The sequence below is a fragment of the Streptomyces sp. FXJ1.172 genome, from assembly GCF_001636945.3.
Taxonomy (GTDB): Bacteria; Actinomycetota; Actinomycetes; order Streptomycetales; family Streptomycetaceae; genus Streptomyces.
In genome coordinates, this window is sequence record NZ_CP119134.1 from 199,312 (window position 1) to 216,652 (window position 17,341).

The 17,341-nt window shown below is 70.0% G+C and carries 11 protein-coding genes; 9 read left to right on the forward strand and 2 right to left on the reverse strand.

Annotated elements, in window-relative coordinates:
• Positions 1-145: 145 nt before the first annotated feature.
• Positions 146-2,965, reverse strand: coding sequence for a hypothetical protein (locus tag A6P39_RS42835; protein WP_275884354.1), 2,820 nt, complete (start codon positions 2,963-2,965; stop codon positions 146-148).
• 471 nt (positions 2,966-3,436) lie between these two features.
• On the opposite strand from A6P39_RS42835, the gene A6P39_RS42840 reads away from it, so the two are divergent.
• On the forward strand, positions 3,437-4,735 hold the full coding sequence (locus A6P39_RS42840; protein ID WP_275884355.1) for a S8 family serine peptidase: 1,299 nt from the start codon (positions 3,437-3,439) through the stop codon (positions 4,733-4,735).
• A 58-nt stretch (positions 4,736-4,793) separates the two neighbouring features.
• Here A6P39_RS42840 and eccCa read toward each other — a convergent pair whose 3' ends face one another.
• Positions 4,794-8,840, reverse strand: coding sequence for a type VII secretion protein EccCa (eccCa, locus tag A6P39_RS42845; RefSeq protein ID WP_275884401.1), 4,047 nt, complete (start codon positions 8,838-8,840; stop codon positions 4,794-4,796).
• A gap of 397 nt (positions 8,841-9,237) precedes the next feature.
• On the opposite strand from eccCa, the gene eccD reads away from it, so the two are divergent.
• The 8 genes from eccD (at position 9,238) to A6P39_RS42885 (ending at position 17,338) form a co-directional block, all read left to right on the forward strand.
• Positions 9,238-10,626: a type VII secretion integral membrane protein EccD gene (gene eccD / locus A6P39_RS42850; RefSeq protein ID WP_275884356.1), complete on the forward strand. Its 1,389-nt coding sequence runs from the start codon at positions 9,238-9,240 to the stop codon at positions 10,624-10,626.
• Positions 10,627-10,645: 19 nt separating this feature from the next.
• A complete protein-coding gene (gene eccB, locus A6P39_RS42855; RefSeq protein ID WP_275884357.1) occupies positions 10,646-12,145 on the forward strand; it encodes a type VII secretion protein EccB in 1,500 nt (499 codons plus the stop codon).
• Between the two features lie 186 nt (positions 12,146-12,331).
• Entirely contained in the window at positions 12,332-12,682 is a 351-nt protein-coding gene (locus tag A6P39_RS42860) for a hypothetical protein (RefSeq protein WP_275884358.1), read from the forward strand.
• Between the two features lie 67 nt (positions 12,683-12,749).
• A complete protein-coding gene (locus A6P39_RS42865) occupies positions 12,750-13,055 on the forward strand; it encodes a WXG100 family type VII secretion target (protein ID WP_275884359.1) in 306 nt (101 codons plus the stop codon).
• Positions 13,056-13,093: 38 nt separating this feature from the next.
• Positions 13,094-13,546 carry a type VII secretion system-associated protein gene (locus tag A6P39_RS42870; protein WP_275884360.1) on the forward strand — a complete coding sequence of 151 codons (453 nt, stop codon included), beginning with the start codon at positions 13,094-13,096 and terminating at the stop codon, positions 13,544-13,546.
• 71 nt (positions 13,547-13,617) lie between these two features.
• Positions 13,618-16,545 (forward strand): AAWKG family protein, encoded by a 2,928-nt coding sequence (locus A6P39_RS42875; RefSeq protein WP_275884361.1) that lies wholly within the window; start codon positions 13,618-13,620, stop codon positions 16,543-16,545.
• 18 nt (positions 16,546-16,563) lie between these two features.
• A complete protein-coding gene (locus A6P39_RS42880; protein WP_275884362.1) occupies positions 16,564-17,001 on the forward strand; it encodes a YbaB/EbfC family nucleoid-associated protein in 438 nt (145 codons plus the stop codon).
• Entirely contained in the window at positions 16,994-17,338 is a 345-nt protein-coding gene (locus tag A6P39_RS42885) for a hypothetical protein (RefSeq protein ID WP_275884363.1), read from the forward strand. The genes A6P39_RS42880 and A6P39_RS42885 overlap by 8 nt, the downstream gene beginning before the upstream one ends.
• The last annotated feature ends 3 nt before the right edge of the window (positions 17,339-17,341 follow it).

The window sequence follows — 17,341 nt, forward strand, 5'->3', positions numbered from 1 at the left end:
CACCGTGGGCCGCTGCCGGCTGACCGGCGGAAGATGAGGATCGGGGGGACATGGCGCTCCTGTTGCTCATCATGCTGACGGTGGGGCGAAAGCGGACTTCACGGGGGTCACGAGAGGGCTGTCGGACACGTCGTCAGAGGGCGGCTTACGTGCCGCTCGCGGGGAACGGTCCGCCGCCCGCGGTGCGGGAGGCCGCGCTGTCCGGGCGGCCGGGCGTGACCGTGGAGGCGGCCTGTAAGGCGTGCAGCCGGTCGAGGACCGCCAGATCTGCCTCGATCAGCCCCTCGGCGGGATCGGTAGACGCGTGCTCGGGCAGTTCGCGCAGCAGGGCGACGGTCGCCGTGCCCTGTCGGCCGACCTCCAGGAGCCGGAACCGCGCACCTGGGGCGAACAGGAGGTCGTCGCAACCCGGAGAGGTGTCGGAGTCCGTCAGCGCCTTGGTGCGCCGGCCGGTCGCCGACCAGATGAGGCAGTGGTCGGCCGTGGGCAGCGGATGAGCCCGGTCCACCGCGAGGGCGCGCACCGGCACGGCCTCGCCCAGGTCGGTGCCGGCGGTCCCGGTCGTCATGTGCGTGCCGGGCCACGTGCCCGTACGGAGTGCCACCCCCCGGTAGGAAGGAAGGCGGCGCAGTCCCGACGCGAGGCAGCGCAGGAAGGTCAGGACCTGGGCGTCGCCCGCTGCCAGCGACGCGCGGAGCTGTTCGCTGTCGGCGTCCGTCAGGTAGGCGTGGACGGCGGCCAGATCGGCGGACGAGGCGGAAACCTCCTCGCCGCGCAGGCCGGGAGTGCGGGTCAGAGCGCGGGACACCGCGCTGGTGTGCCGGTCCCAGCGGGCACCGAGGAACTCCCGGAGCGCTTCGCGGTCCGCGGGCGTGCTGCGGTGCGAGGGCCGTACGAGCAGGTCGCCGGAGAAGGACACGGCGCTGCCGGTGGACGGCGTCGTCGTCCCGGCGGTCGGCTCGGTTCCGGGCCGTGCGCCGGGGCCGGGTGAGGCGGCGGTGCCCGACGGGGGAGTCTCGGTGGCGTGTGCGGTGCGTTCTTGGACGCGGGCTGGTCCTGCGGACTTCGGGGCTCGGCTCGCCCCGGCCGCCATCGGGCGCTCGGCGGCCCTGTCCGGCGCCGTCGGTCCGAGGGGTGTCGAAAGACGGCCCGCGAGCGAGCCGGCCGCACCGGCGGATGCCGTCCGCGCGGAGTCTTCCGCCCGCGCGGGCTCCGCCTCGCGCGGGCCGGCGCTGCCGCCGTCGGCAGTGGTGTTGGTCGTCCCGGCTGCGACGCGCTGCGGGTCGTACGCCGCCGGGACGGAAGGAGCCGACACCGTGGCCGTCGGGCGCGGTGCGGGGACGCTGCCGAGGACCGACTCGGTCACCGGTGCCGTTTCCGTGGCAGTTTGCTTCCCGGCCGCAGGCGGGCCCGGGGCCGGTACGTCGCCCGCGCAGGACGTGACGGTGCCGAAGGGCTCTTTGGCGGCCGCGACCGGTGCCGTAGGCCGGGTGACAGCACCGGCGCCGGGCACCCCCTCGTCCGGCTCGTCGTCGTCCTGCCCGGCGAACAGGGGTGACGGCAGCGGAGCTTGGGGGGCGGCGGAGTCGGCGTCGGACCGCGGCCGCTGCGGCATGACGCAGAACTCGTGCCGCACGGCCAGCCGGCGCAGCGAGTCGCCGCCCCTGCTGCCCAGGACGCCGTGCACATGGACCATGGCCCGGACCCGCACTTCGGAGTCGAGGGCGCCGAAGAGGCGGTCCAGAGCGGGCCAGAAGGAGTCGTCCAGCGCACGGCTGGGCAACCCGAGGTCCACGGTGGTGACTTCCGGGTCGACCGGCCGGGCGGATGCCGCGGGTGGCGGCTGGTAGCCGCGCTGGCCGACCCAGAGGCCGGCCGGGGTCGCCGTGACCTGCCAGCGCCGGTCGAGCAGCCAGACGCCCGGTTCGTCGCCGTCGCGCAGCCCGGCCGCCGGCGCGCGGTACTCCACCGCGAGCGGTGCGGACGGGCGGCCGTTCGTGGCCGGCAGACACCTGGCGGCCGCCACGTACGGGCGCCAGGACGGTTCGCCGTCGCCGCCGAGCAGCCAGGACGACACCGTGACGTCGTCCGGCGCCGCCCCGTCGACGAGCATCGGCACGCCGTTGGCCACGTGGATCTCGGTGCCCAGCAGGTCCGCCACGGCCTGGCCGGCCGTCAGCATGTCGTGCCCGTCGGGGGACAGCAGTCGCAGGGATCTGCGCACCGAGCCCGGCAGTGCGACGATCACGCCAGCCAGCGCGTCGGGCGACACGGGCGGTGTGCCGGGCGCTCCCACCAGGAGCAGTGGCCGACGCGGGTCGGGTGGCACGGCGTAGCGGAGCGCGTCCACGCCGCTCGCGCGGGCCTCGGCGGACCGGACCACCAGCCCCGCCGGCACCGGCTCGACCACGTACCCGGGAGCGACGTCACGGTCGACCCGCTCCAGGGCGGACTCCCAGGCGGGGACCGGGAGCCGGGTGCCGACGCGCTGCGGGACGACCCCGTCGGAGAAGTGCCACCAGCCGCCCGGGGCGTCCGGGAGTTCGGGCGAGAACAGCGTGCCGTCCGGCACCACGACCGCGATGCCGGCCGTGGCGAAGACGTCGAAGCCCCATCGTTCGCAGACGCGCCGGGCCACCGAGTGCTGTCCGCCCCCCTCGTCGGCCCCGGCGGACATCACGAGCCGCAGCACACGGACGCCTGCTGCACGGCTCTCGTCCAGCACGGGTGCCAGCCGCTCGCACAGGGTGTCGACTCCTCCGTCACCCAGGGGGGTTCCCACGAGCACGGTGGTCTGCTCCGGCGGAGCCGGTGCCAGCCACCCGGCGAGTTCGGCGAGTCGCGCGGGCGGGCGCCATCCCCGGTGCACCAGGTGGATGCGGGGACCACCGCTCGAGACCACGAGGTCCGTGGAGCCGCTCCGGGCGGCGCGCGCGGCCCGTCGCCTGCCACCGCGCCTGATCATCGCGCGCTCCGCGCAGGGGTGACGGTCATACGGTCCTCACAGCCTGTGGTCGCGTCGGGTCGATGGCATGACAGCGGACCCCGTCCCGTCAGGAGGGGTTCCGGTGATCGCCGACCGCGCCAGGCCGGAGGAAGCAGACGGACACCCGCCCGCACCGGAGGACTTCGTGCGCGGTCCGTGCCGACCGGCCGCCGCACGCGCCCTTTTGACTTGAGTTTACCCGCCGCCGCGAGCGCAGCGCGAGGAAACCCCTTCATCCTTCGGGAACGATCGGCACGTGCCGTCCCGGAGTCAACGGGCCGCCGGAGCCTGGCGTCCGGCGGCGGCCGAGTAGCATGACGCGACATCCGGCGGTCAGCCGACGACTTTCACCGATCAGCGGCCGTTGCGCCCCGCACTCCGGAAGCGCGTTTCTCACGCGCTTCCGCGACGGGCGCCGAACCGGTCGCCGTCCCCCAGGGATCCGACGACATGAAGCGCAACATCCTTGTCCCGCGCGGGAGCCAGAGCACGGGTACACCGCGTCAGCGCCGTCCGCACACCTGCGCGTCACGGCTCACCGCCGTGGCACCGGTGCTCGGGGCGGCGCTCGTGCTGGTGCCGCCCACGGTCGCGGTGGCCGACTCCGCTCCGGTGGGGACCGCGCCGGCCGCGTCGTCGAACCAGATCCGGCTGCCGTTGATGCCGTCGTCCCTCACCTCTGCCTCCACCGCGTGCACCAAGCCGTCCAAGGTCCATGTGGACGCGGAGCCCTGGGCGCAGCAGAGCCTCGGGCTGGGACGGGTCGGCCGCTACACCACCGGCTCCGGGATCACGGTGGGCGTGGTGGACACCGGCGTCGCACCCGGCGCCGAACGGCTTGCCGGACGGGTCGAGGCCACCGGCGGCGCGGCTGAGGACTGCGTGGGACACGGGACGTTCGTGGCGGGTCTGATCGCCGCCTCGCCCAGCCCGGGTGGCGGACTGTCCGGGGTGGCTCCCGGGGCGCGGATCGTCGCCGAACGCGGCACCGGCCAGGTCGGCACCGCGGGCGCCGCGGCGGTCGCCCAGGGCATCAGGGCCGCCGTGCAGGACGGTGCGACAGTGGTCGACGTCTCGGCCGCCCTGCCCGCCCGGACGCAGGAGCTGACCGCGGCGCTGGCGTTCGCGGCCGACCACGACGCCCTGGTGGTGGCGCCCGCGGTACCCGACGGCACGGTCCAGGGCAACGGCGCGGGCGGCAGCGCCGCGGCCGCGGACTACTGGCCGGCCGCCGCCGACGGGGTGCTCTCCGTGCTCGACGTGGACATCAACGGTGCCCGTGCCCAGGACGCCTACGTGCCGCTCCACGCCGACCTGGCCGCGCCGGGCAGCGGGATCACGGGCATCGGGCCCGCGGGATCGGGCCTCTACGTGGGCAACGGGCCGTCGCTCGCGGCCGCGTTCGTGGCAGGGGCCGCCGCCCTGGTGCGCGCGCACCTGCCGGAGCTGACGGCACCCCAGGTGGCCGCGCGGCTCAAGGGCACCGCCGCCCCGGCGGCCGTCCCGCTGCTCGACCCGTACAACGCGCTGAGCGCGGTCCTGCCCACCACCAGGCCCGCACCCGGTGGCAGCAGCACGGCCGTTCACCTGGCCGCACCGGCCGAGGAGAGCGGGAGCGCCCGCCGGGCCGTTCTGCTGGGCGCGGGCTGCGCCCTGCTGGCTCTCCTGGTGGGGGCCGGGGCGGCGCTGGCCCGGGTGCACAGGTCGCGCCGAGCAGTCGGCGAGGGGCTCCGGCGGCGTACGACGTGACGGCGGACCGAGGCTGACGCTTCCCAGGGGGGCCGGGTGGGATCCCGGCCCCCGGTGCTCACACCTTGGAAGGCGTGTCGGGCGAGGTGTCCCCCAGCAGGGCCGTCTGGATCTGCACGGCGCTGCGGCGGGTGACGTAGTGGCCGCGGCCGGGCGGGAGCAGACGTGGCTTGACGTTGCCGAACACGTATCCCTCGCTGGGCGGGCAGGACAGCAGCAGTCCCGGGGAGTTCACCTCCAGCATGCGGCGGACCAGCGGGTCGCTGAGACCGCGCATGGCGCTCGCCGCCGAGCGGGTGACCACCATGTGCAGGCCCACCTCGTAGCCCAGGGGCAGGTGTTCCAGCAGGGGTTCGAACACGGGGCGCACCGGATTCGCGAGCAGATCGTAGTCGTCGACCAGGACGAACAGCCGGGGTCCCGACCACCAGTCGGCCAGCCGCATCCGGGCCGGCTCGATCTCCGGCCCCGGTGTGCGGGCCTTCATGGCCCGGGCCACGCCGGCGACCAGTTCCTCCAACTGGTCCGTCGAGACCGCGTGGCCGAGCTGGTACTCCTTCGGCACCGCCTCGACCAGCTCACGGCGGAAATCGACCACCAGGATCCGCGCCTCGGCGGGGGAGAACCGCTCGGTGATCGCCTGGGCGACCAGCCGCAGCAGGTTCGTCTTGCCCGACTCGCTGTCGCCGAAGGCCACCAGGTGCGGGGTGTCCACGAAGTTGTGCCAGGCCGGGGCGAGTTCGTTCTCCTCCACACCGAGCGCGACGCGGAACCGGTTGCCCTCCTCGGGTGCGGGCAGATCCGCGGCGCCGAGCACCGAGGGGAGCATACGGACGGGGGGAGCCTGGGGACCGGTCCAGTTCTCGGAGACTGCCGCCACCAGGTCGGCGATGCCGTCGCTGAGATCGCCGGTGCTCTCCTTGCCGTCGATGCGGGGGAGCGCGGTGAGGTAGTGCAGCTTCTCGGTGGTCATGCCCCGCCCCGGGATGCGCGGGACGGTCCCCGCCAGGCGGATGTCGACCGCGGAGTCGATGGGATCGCCCATCCGCAGCTCCAGCTTGGTGGCCGACTGGTCGCGGATCGAGGCGGTCAGCTCCATCCACCGGGTGGTGGAGGTCACCAGGTGGATGCCGTAGTTCAGTCCCTGCGTGGCGATCTGGCTGATCGTGGCCACACTGTCCTGGAGGTCCTGCCGTACCGTCTGCCAGCCGTCGATGACGAGGAAGACGTCGCCGTGCTGTTCCTCGGGGAACTCCCCGGCGGCGCGGCGGCGGCGCAGTGTGGCCATCGAGTCGATGCCGTGCTCCAGGAACAGCCGCTCCCGGTGGGCGAGCAGCGTGGTCATCTCGGCCAGCGTCCGGTTGACCCGCTCCGTCTCCAGGCGTCCGGCCACCCCGCCGACGTGCGGCAGCCCAGCCAGCCCGGCCAGTGTGCCACCGCCGAAGTCCAGGCAGTAGAACTGCACTTCACGCGGGGTGTGAGTGAGGGCCAGTGCGGTGATCACAGTGCGTACGAGCGTCGACTTCCCGCTCTGCGGACCGCCGGCGATGGCGATGTGGCCGCCCGCTCCGTCGAGTTCCACGGTGAGCAGTTCGCGTACCTGCTCGAAGGGCCGGTCCACGATGCCGACCGGCACGCGCAGGGTGCCGCGGCTGTCTCCGTCCGCCGAGAGCCCGAACCGCGGGTCCGGGACGAGCGGCGGCAACAGAGCGTCCAGGGTGGGCGGGGCGCTGAGCGGGGGCAGCCACACCTGGTAGGCGGGCGGGCCCGAGGCACGCAGTTTGCCGAGAGCCACCGACATCAGGCTGGTGCCGTCCTCGTCCGCGTCGTCGTTCTGTTCGACGGCAGGCGTCACCGGGACCTGGCGCGCGTTGACCCACTCGCTGGTCCAGGGCATGACCTGCCCGGCGACCTGCTCCTGAGCCAGCACACCCACTCGCTGCCGGTACGCGCCCGACACGTATGCGGCCCGGAACCTCGTGAGCGGTTCGATGCCGCTCTTGAGGTATCCGTTGCCGGGCTGGGAGGGCAGTTCGTAGGCGTCCGGAACACCCAGCACACCACGGCTCTCCATCGCCGAGAACGTCCGCAGGCCGATCCGGTACGACAGGTGGCTCTCCAACTGGTGCATGCGGCCTTCGTCGAGCCGCTGCGAGGCGAGCAGCAGATGGACGCCGAGCGAGCGGCCGAGCCGGCCGATCATCACAAACAGGTCCATGAACTCACGGTGGGCGGCCAGCAGTTCGCTGAACTCGTCGACGACCACCAGCAAGCTCGGGAGCGGGCTGAGCGGCGCACCCGAGGCACGTGCCTTCTCGTAGTCCAGCGCGGAGGTGTAGTTGCCCGCGCTGCGCAGCAGCTCCTGGCGGCGCATCATCTCGCCGCGCAGGGCGTCCTGCATACGGGAGACCAGCGCGGCCTCGTCGGCCAGGTTGGTGATGACCGCGGAGGTGTGCGGGAGTTCGTCGAATCCCAGGAAGGTCGCGCCCCCCTTGAAGTCGACGAGCACGAAGTTGAGTGTCTCGGAGGAGTGGCTCAGGGCCAGCCCCAGCACCAGGGTGCGCAGCAGTTCGCTCTTGCCGGAGCCGGTGGCGCCGATGAGCATGCCGTGCGGGCCCATGCCGTCCTGTGCCGACTCCTTCAGGTCGAGTTCGACCGGACGGCCGTCGGCACCCACCGCGATCGGCACCCGCAGGCGCTGCTGCTGCGACGTGCGGTTCTTCCAGTACGCTTCCGGGGAGTACCGGTGCAGATCAGTGATGCCCAGGAGACTGGTGAGTTCGATGTCGGTCGACAGCGGCTGCGCCGACTCGCTCGTGGTCCCCGTACGCATGGGTGCCAGCACCTTGGCCAGCGCGCGGGCACCGGCCGGACCCAGCCGGTCCGCACGGCCCAGCGGGACGAGGGACTCCTTCCGGCTGCGGTCGGTGCGGACGATCTTGACCTCGTCATGGGCGCCTGCCGCCACGGTGTCGTCGGCCCCGTTCTCGCCGGTCCGCGCCGCCGTGCCGTCCGCGGCTTCCACCCTGAGACGCAGCACCGTGCGACCGGGCCGCCAGGACAGGCCGTCGGACAGGTCCAGGACCACTGAATTGCGTACGCCCGCCCGGTCGAAGCGGTGGCCCGAAGGGACCTGGCCGCCGTCCAGGACGACCACGACGTAGGGCTCGTCATGTGTCGGCGAGGCACCCGGCTCGAAGGCGCTCCGCTCGGTGAACTCCTCGCCGAGGAGGTCGTCGAGTTCGCTGAGGCTGGAGGTGACCAGCCGGACCGGTCCGGCGCCGTCCGTCTCGTGCGGGTGCAGGGTGTGCGGCAGCCACTTGCTCCACTCCCACTCCGCGCGGTTGTCCGGCGCAAGGCAGAACGCGATCAGCAGATCCTGCGGGGCGTGCAGCACGGCCAGTTGCCCGAGCAGGGCGCGGGCCGTGGCCAGCACCTTCTCTCGGTCACCGCGCAACAGCACTCGCGCCCAGGCCCGCAGGAAGATCGCGATGGGCTGCTCGGGCACCGTCGAGTAGGCGTTGATGAAAGCGCGCAGCGCGTGTGCGGTCAGCGGGTCGAGGTCCTCCACCGGCTTGGTCGCCTTGTTGACCAGTTGCAGCGCGAGCCGTTGCTCGCCTACCGCGAGCCTGACCTCCGCGAAGTCCTCGTCGGTGGCCCGCCGTTCCCACAGCCGGGTGGTGAGCGCGAACGACCACAGCGATTCCGGGCCCGGGTGCTTCCACGCCAGGGAGCGCTGCTGGTCGACGACGGCCGCCCGCACCCTGCGCCGTGTTCCGCCCAGGTAACGCAGGTAGTCCCGGCGCACACCCTGAAGCTTCTGCTTGCGCTCGGAGCCGGCCTTGACCAACTGGGCGATGAGCATCGTCATCATCGACAACAGCATGAGGCCGACCACCAGATAGATGACGGGCCCCGAGTTCTTGCCCAGCCGCGTGTACAGCAGCATCATGCCGACGGACATGCCCGCCATCGGCAGGTAGTTCAGCATGTTGGCGCCCGAGGAGGCAGGTATCTCCGAGAGTGTCGGCGGCTCCTGGAGCGCCAGTTCCCCGTCGGGTAGGTCGGGACCGCGGCGACGGGCGGGCCTGCGGAAGAAAACCACGCTCAACGGGAGCTCTCCTTCAGCTGTGCACGAGAAGCACCGGGACCACAGCGGAAATGGGCGGTCTCGGCGGCTGTTGCCGTGGGACGACGGGGCACGCACTGTCCTGTGCCGCGTGGACCGGCCCGTGGCCGGAACCGCGGGTGGCGACGGAACTTATGGACTACCGCCGAGGGCACGGGCTCCGGCGCAACACGATAGTCAGTCGTGAGAGTATCTGGCCCTAGGCGGTTGTGCCGACGGCCCTCGGCGGTTGCCGGCCGCCGCGTGCTCCGACCGGCCCGCTGGTGTCTGCGTCCGAATGGAGCGGTTTCCCCAATCACCTCGCCCGGCCGCGACCCGCTCACACCTCGTCGCCCGCCGCGGTCGCTCACGTCTCAGGAAGGCTGCTGGTCCTATGAGCGAAAGCCCGGTGAACGGCCTGTGCCGGCTCACGGTGCGCGCCCCTGAAAAGACCCTGGATCTGGCCGTCCCCTCCAACATCCCGATCGCCGACCTGCTTCCGGTCATCGCCAACCACGTGGGTGACAACCTGGCCGAGGAAGGTTTGGAACACGGCGGCTGGGCCCTGCAACGTATCGGCGGTGAACCGCTCGACATCGAAGGAACCGCTGCCTCCCTGGACCTGCGCGACGGTGAGACTCTGCTCCTGCGCCCTCAGGTCGCCGCATTGCCACCGGTGCGATACGACAGCCTGGTGGAGGCCGTGTCCGCGACCGTCCGCGACCTGCCACACGCGTGGACACCCAAGACCAGCCGGTGGTTGCTGAGGCTGCTGACCGCTTCCGCGCTGATCGGCTGCCTCGTGTTGCTCACCGCCTCCGGCGGTGCCGCGAGCGACCGGGTCGCGCTGTCCGTGGGCGCCGCTCTGCTGACTCTGTCCGGGGCAGGTGCGGCCGCGCGCATCCTGGACGACGCACCCGGTGCCGTGCTGCTCGCTCTGCTGGGCGCGGCCTATCTGGCGCTGTGCGGTGTGCTCCTGGTCGGCGGCGACCACTCCGCGCGCGGCGAGGGCGCCCGGCTGCTCGCCGCGGGCGCGGCCGGCACCGTCGGGCTCGTGCTGGCCTCCACCGCGGTGGCCGTGTACCCGGCGGTGTTCGCCGCGAGCGCGGTGCTCGGCCTGGCCGCGGTGCTCGGCGGAGCGCTCATGCTGGCGCTGGACGTGTCCCTCCCACAGGCGGCGGCCGCTGTGGTGCTGGGCGCCGTGGTGCTGGGCGCGTTCATCCCGATGATGTCCTTCTCGCTCTCCGGCCTGCGGCTGCCGCTCCTGCCCACCAACCCTCAGCAGCTGCAGGAGGGTATAGAGCCGCGCTCGGAGGCCGACATCTCGGCCGGTGGAGCGGCTGTCGACCAGTGGATGACCGCGCTGTACGCGGCCGTGGGAGTCGTCTGCATGGCCTGCCTGGCGGCCATGGCGCGGCGCCCACACCTGCCCGAGCTGGTCACCGCGCTGTTGCTGGCCGTGTTGCTCGCTCTGCACGGACGCGGCCTGGGCACCTCCTGGCAGCGGATCTCGCTGGCCCTGCCCGCGGGTCTGGGTACCGTGCTGCTCGTGGTGGAGGCGGCTCGCCGGCACGGCGGCGGTAGTGCGCTGCTCGGCGCCGCGGTACTGCTGGCGCTCGCCGCGGTGACCGCGGTCGTGTCCTGGACGGTTCCCGGACGTCGTGTGCTGCCGCACTGGGGACGCGCCGGCGACCTTCTCCAGTCGGCCGCCGCCCTGGCGCTGCTTCCCTCCGCGTTGTGGGTTCTCGACATCTACCACCGCCTGCGCGCCGTGAACGGCTGAACCGGAAGGAGCCGTCCTCATGCAGTCCCGACGCGATCAGGTCCAGGCGCACCAGTTCCTGGTGTCCCGGCTGACCTCCGGCCTCCTGCGCGCCGACCCGGACATCGCTGAGCCACCCACGCGGCGAACCAACCGCGGTATGGCCTACGGCCTGGTGATCGGCGCCGTGGTCTCGGCCGGTTTCCTGCTGTTCGGCCTGCTCTCGCCGGGTGGCAACACCTCATGGAAGAGCGGTCGTTCGCTGATCATCGAGAAGGGAACCGGTACGCGCTACGTGTACGACGGGAATCTGCGCCCGATTCGTAACTACCCGTCCGCCCGGCTCCTGTTGGGTGCCGACATGGCGACCGAATCCGTGTCGGCCGGTTCCCTGGCCGGTACCCCGCACGGCAGTCCCGTCGGCATACCGGGCGCGCCCGACGCGCTGCCCGCCGCCGACCGGCTGAATGCGGGAGCCTGGCAGGTGTGCGCCGCCGCCCGTACCGATGACAAGGGTGCCCGCGAACCGGTCACGGTGCTCGGCGTGGACGTCGGCGAGCAGGGCACGGGCGTACAAGGGGACCAGGGCATCCTGGTGAGCGGGCCCGACGGCGGTACCTATCTGCTCTGGCAGGACAACAGGTTCCGGCTCACCGGCGGCCGGACCGCCGCGGCGGCGCTCGGTTACGGCGGCACGAACGCCCTCCCGGTCTCCGCCGCGTTCCTCGATTCGGTTCCGGCCGGCCCCGACCTCGTCGCGCCCAGCGTCTCCGGCGCAGGATCCGCGGGACCGCAGCTGGACGGCCGGCAGACCCGGGTCGGCCAGGTGTTCGTCGTGCAGACACCCGGAGCCGCGCAGCAGTACTACCTGCTCGGCAGCGACGGTCTCATCCGGATCACCACGACCCAGGCGGCGCTCACGCTGGTGAGTTCTGACACACGTGTCAAGGCGTACGGCGGCCACACACCGACGCAGTTGCCCCTGTCCGCACAGGCGCTCAGCGGTGCCCTCTCCCCACAGGATTCCGGGGCGGGCACGGCGGTGCGGCAGGAGGGCGCCCGACTGCCCTCCGCCCCGCCGAAGCTGGTGACGGTCGGCGACACGGACGGCGCGTGCATCAGGCTGACGGCACGGGGATCATCGAGCCTGCGGCTGACCCTCGCGCTGGTACCGGTGGCGGCGTTCGAAACACACGCGGAGCCTCCCGGGCGGGCGGCGGCCCCCGCCTGCCTGGCGGTTGACGCGATCGCTGTGCCGCCGAGCGGCGGCAGCCTCGTCCGCGCGCTGAGCAGCGCTGGTGCCGGAGCCGGAACCGCCGTCTACCTGGTCACCGACACCGGTGTGAAATACCGTGTGACCAGTGCGGAAGCGGCGAAGGACCTCGGATACGATCTCACCGAAGCCCAGGGTCTGCCCGCCTCGCTGCTGGCCATGGTCCCGACCGGCGTCGACCTGTCCCCGGAGGCTGCCGTCGCAGGCCGGGCGGCGGTCACAGGTGTGCCCCCGTGCGAGGGCGAGCGGAGTCGCAGGCCCTTCTAAAGGCATTCCCAAGAAAAACCGTGAACCCATGACACGTTTCTTCTCGTTCGTAAGGTTGAGGGCGGTCCCCCCGGCGCCACGGCGGGGCCACCCCCGATGATGAACGTCCTTGCTTCCAGGGCCGGTTGACATGCCGAGGAAACGGCCCTGAAGCCTGTGCCGTCGACCCGTACCCGGAGAGAAGACATGACGACTTCTTCGCAGCAAGCATCATCCAACAAGGTCTACCAGCAGGGCATTGACCTGCTGGAGGGCGCTCTGTCCGACCTGAGGGATGTACAGAACCGAGTGCACCAGCGGGCAGTCGACCTTCAGCCCCACTACCAGGGCGAGGACGGTCTCGCCTTCCAGGGCGTCATCGAGGAGTGGATGCAGCGGGTCGAACGCATCAAGGGGACCTGCACGCAGTTGATGACCCACCTGAGCGAGGGCCGGAACCTCGCCGCTCAGGCGAACGAGCACAACGTGCGTCTGGTGAACAACCAGAAGCAGCTGACCGCTACGGCCGAGGCCACGTTCCGGAGTCTGCAGCACTGACACCTGCGCGGCATCCCGACCGATCCATGCCCGACCTACCGGCACGTTTTCCTCAGGAGGAGCAGACATGTCCGACGGACAGATCTTCATCAACCATGGGCACGCGGAGTCGTTCGCCGACGACATGACGCCCTTCAACAACCAAGTAACTACCATCATCACCAACCTCGAAGCCTCGCTTGCCAAATTGGTCGCATACTGGGAGGGACCGGACCAGGTGTTCTACTCGGGCATCCAGAGGCAGTGGAACGAGGAGGTCACGAACCTCGGTGACCACCTCACCGCCTACGGTCGCGTGCTCTCGGAGGCTTCGAACACCTACAAGACCGCGGTCAACATGAGCATCCACAACATGGAAAACACCAGGTTCTGACCTCGGCCGGCCGAGCCGCACGACGAAGGAGACACCCCGTGGCCGACGTTCACAGCACAGACCTGACCCGGCTCGACGCCCCCGCGCTGCAGACGTTCATCGACACGGATGTCTCGCACTTCATCGATGACATCACACATGTGCGGGCCCCGGGGCAGACCCCACTGTCGTTGTACGACGTCGGTTCCTCCTCGTCGCACCCTCTGCATCTCGGGAACCTCGAGGGCGACGACAACACGGGGGGCAAGAGCGTCGTCACGAATATGAAGACAGCCGCCACCGCCATCGACAACGTGTTCAACAAGCACGTAACGGCGTTCACGGCGCTCAGGGGTGAACTGCAGGATGTCGTCAAGGACTTGCTCAAGGCACACGGCGAGAATCTCACCAGTATCCAGGCCCAGAAGTTCCTGACGGCGATCGACGGCTATGAGGCCGGCATCGGTGACACCGGTGGCCTGAATCCTCCGACCACGAACAGCAGCAAGTGAGCACCGGGGTCTCCTGACTCAGTAGGCCGGCCGAATCATCCGAGTAACGTTCCCTGCGGAGTGCGAGCGTCATGGCAGTAGACAACTGGGAAAACACCATCAACCAGGTGACCGGTTGGCACATGAACAAGCGAGACACCATCACGGGCATCCACGGTGGCAGTGGCTCCGCTCCCTGGGTCGAGATCGCGGTCAAGGCACGGGGTAAGCTCGACAGCACGGACGACTTCCTGCTCCACCAGGAGATGCTTCCCAACGGCTGGCACATGGAGTTCTTCGCGGGCAGGGGCGGCAGCGTCCACAAATATCAGGTGACCATCACCTATGCCGACCTCACTCCCGGGTCCGAGTACTGGGTTCAGTCGGAAACGGCGTTGTCGAGCCTGCTGCAGGAACCTTTCACCTCTATCGTCACGGGCAGTTCGGTGCCCGGAGCGCCCAGCGCGAGCGAAGGAGTCGATCTCCGTACCTTCCCCGCCGCTGCGGCGTCTTTCGACCTGGCCGGGGACTTCTTCAAGAAGCACACTCAGATCCTCAAAGAGTGGACCGACCACCTCGGCAGTGAGCAGGCGGCCTGGAAGGGGAATGCGGCGGGGGTTTTCTGGCATCTGCTTGATGACCTCCAGCGCAAATACGAAGGCTACACCGCGCAGTTGCAGCCTCCGGGTTTCTCGCCGAAGTACACGTCGCCCTCCACGGGAAAGACGAGCACAACCCTGCACGGCGACGACCTGATCGGTGCCGAGGCGGCGTTGCACAAGGCCTACCAGGATCTCTACAACGCCTACTACAACTTCTTCTGGCAGCGCGGTAGTTCCATCACGGTGCGCAGGCCGGACGGCAGCACCCCCTCGGCCCAGATACCCGCCGACCCGCGTGACATCCTTAACCAGGTCTACGCCGAGCTCGCCGACTGGATCGGAATCCACAACGCCCCGCACGTCCACTCGCATCGGAACCGGTTTGGCCAGATCGACGGGGCAACCACGGACGACAGCTACACTGACGAGACGTCTTACGGACATCTCGTGGACACGAGCCACTGGGCCGCCGCCGCCCAGGAGGCCGTGAAGCGGTGGACCACCAATATCGAGACCAATCTCGACGCACCGGCACGCACAGCGGTGGACGCACTCCAGCAGGGCTGGAGCCGGGTACTCGACCCCAAATGGAACAGCGCCTTCTCGTTCTCCGACACGTCGAACTCGTCCTTGTCCAAAGAGGTTTCGGACGAGGCCGCAGACAAGAACGGCAATGACCTCAACAACGCGTTCAGCAAGATCAACGACGGGCTCAACAACAGCCTTTCGGGCATGAGCAACGGAATCAACAACCTGGGCGACGGCCTCAACAACGGATTGAAGAACCTCTCGGACGGCCTGGGCGGCGGCCTCAACAACGGGTTGAAGGACCTGTCCGACGGCCTGAACCACGGTCTCGCCGGTCCGGACGGCAAGTCGCTGCTGGACGGGGGCGGAGCCTCGCTGACCGGTCCGGGCGGAATGTCACTCACGGGTCCGAACGGAACGTCGCTGACCGGTCCGGACGGAATGTCACTCACGGGTCCCAACGGAACGTCAGTGACCGGTCCGAAGGGGACGTCATTCACGGGTCCGAACGGAACTTCCCTCACCGCGCCCGATTTCTCGCCTGTCGCGACCGGCTTCCCGATCAGCAACATCAACGGCAGCAGCACGACCTTCAGACCCAGTGGCATCAGCACGACGACGTTTCCGAACGGGCACACCACCACACGCAACGCGGACGGGAGCCTGACAACCAGGTACCCCGACGGCACCTCCCGCACGGTCAGCCCGAACGGTGACGTCACCACCGTCGATGCGCGGGGGCACTCCACCACCAGTCATCTGGCGGCGGGCCATTCGTTGACAAACCCGGACGGCACCAAAATCACCCGGAACGTGGACGGCAGCCTGACACAGACAGGCACCGACGGGTCGAAGACCACGACCTTCGCGAACGGCACCTCGGAGATCGTCGGCGCCGACGGGCACAAGCAGATCACTTCGCCGGACGGCATCGTTTCCCACCTCAACAGGGACGGAAGCCTCACCACCGACTTCCCCGGTCATGGAAGCACGACGGTGCACCCCAACGGTGACGTCACCACCACGGACGCCGGCGGACACCGCACCACCAGCCACCTCAGCGCGGGCCACAGCATCACCAACCCCGACGGCACCACCGTTAGTGTGGACAGCAAGGGTGACATCATCACCCACTACCGGGACGGCAGCACTTCGACGCTGCATCCGGATGGAAAGCTGACCATGACCCAGGCCCCGGCGGACCACGGCTCCGGACCGAACCTCAACGGGAATTCCAATATCCCGCACTATCCGAGCGTCGACACCTCCGCCCCCAACTTCGGCAGGACCATCACCCATCTGCCGGGGGGAGGCTCGGTGACCACCCATCCCGACGGCACGAAGCAAACCGTCTTCTCCGACGGCAGCAGCCTGATCACGAGTTCGGACGGCAACTACCAGACGTTGCCGAGCCCTGCGACGGCGGCCCAGGCCGCCGCGGCCGGAGCAGCGGCGGTCAATGCGGCGGCGGCCAATGGTGCCTCGGCGGGTGCTGCGGCCAATGTCGGTGCTCTCTCCGACAGCCAGAACGCGATGGGGCTGCTGTCGCCGATGATGATGATGGGAATGAACCGCATGGGTGGTCAGCAGGGAGGCGGCAGCGGAGAGCGCAACCGTGACACCTATGAAGACCGGGAATCCGACGGTGCGTTCATGCACAGCGGGATGACGGCCGCGCGCACGGCACCCACGCCGGACCCGGAGGAGTACGAGGAGGAGGAGTCCGACTCCGAAGAGCTGCTCGCTCCCCGTCGGCACGTCACCGAATCGCCTTTCGGCCAGGGTGGTGCGTCTCGGGCGAGTACGCAGACATCCTCGTCGTGGAATGCGGACGACGAGGATGTCTGGGGTACGAAGGACGGCGGTCTGCCGGCCTCGATCGGCCACTGACGCACGACTTTCAGCTATGTGGAGCACTTTGTGATGGATAACTCACCCCAGCAGCAGCTACAGCAGGCCATGGCCGAGTTCGCCGCAAAACACAAGGCCTTGATCGAGGCGAAGGAACAGGTGTCGGCCATCTCGGTCACGGCGAGGTCCAAGGACGGCTCCGTGGAGGTCACGGTCGGCGCCAAGGGGGAGGCGTCCGGTATGCGTTTTCCCAACAACAAGTTCCAGAGCATGTCTGGGCAGGCGCTGGCCGCCAGCGTGCTGGAGGCCCTGAGCGTGGCGAGGACAGAGGCGGCCACACGAGCCACAGCGATCTTCGAGTCGGTGGCGGGTGGGCCTCCGGCCGGTGCGGGTTCGTCTGTTCTCGACCGTGTCGACCTCGACCGGTTGCTTGATCCTGCCGGTGTGGACGAGGTGTTGGCACCGCGCCGGAAGGGAGGCGGGGGTCGTGTCTGACGACAGCACGTTCGTCGCGGATCCGGATCAGATCAGGGCTGGTGGCGGAGCCACCGGCGATGTGGGCGAGCGTGTGCGCCTGCTGGCTGAGAATTACGTCACCGAGACGCGCTGGGATCCGCAGGATTCGCCGTTCGGTGCTGATGCCGGCGGGCGTGAGTTCGCGGCCTCGATCGGTGCTGAGCACGAGCGTATAGCGGAGGGGATAAGGGCTCTGCACTATGCGTTGAGCGGTTTTGCTGATGTGACGGTGGATGCGGGCAAGAGTTTCGGCACCGCGCAGGACGACGCCAAGAAGAGCATTTCGGACCTGCACGGTACGGGCGGTCGGCGGTAACCG

What these genes read in the sequence shown, in the direction of transcription:
- A6P39_RS42865 (WP_275884359.1), top strand. Translation starts at nt 12,750, where the DNA reads ATGTCCGACGGACAGATCTTCATCAACCATGGGCACGCGGAGTCGTTC.
- eccD (WP_275884356.1), top strand. Translation starts at nt 9,238, where the DNA reads ATGAGCGAAAGCCCGGTGAACGGCCTGTGCCGGCTCACGGTGCGCGCC.
- A6P39_RS42840 (WP_275884355.1), top strand. Translation starts at nt 3,437, where the DNA reads ATGAAGCGCAACATCCTTGTCCCGCGCGGGAGCCAGAGCACGGGTACA.
- A6P39_RS42835 (WP_275884354.1), bottom strand. Translation starts at nt 2,965, where the DNA reads ATGATCAGGCGCGGTGGCAGGCGACGGGCCGCGCGCGCCGCCCGGAGC.
- eccB (WP_275884357.1), top strand. Translation starts at nt 10,646, where the DNA reads ATGCAGTCCCGACGCGATCAGGTCCAGGCGCACCAGTTCCTGGTGTCC.
- A6P39_RS42860 (WP_275884358.1), top strand. Translation starts at nt 12,332, where the DNA reads ATGACGACTTCTTCGCAGCAAGCATCATCCAACAAGGTCTACCAGCAG.
- A6P39_RS42875 (WP_275884361.1), top strand. Translation starts at nt 13,618, where the DNA reads ATGGCAGTAGACAACTGGGAAAACACCATCAACCAGGTGACCGGTTGG.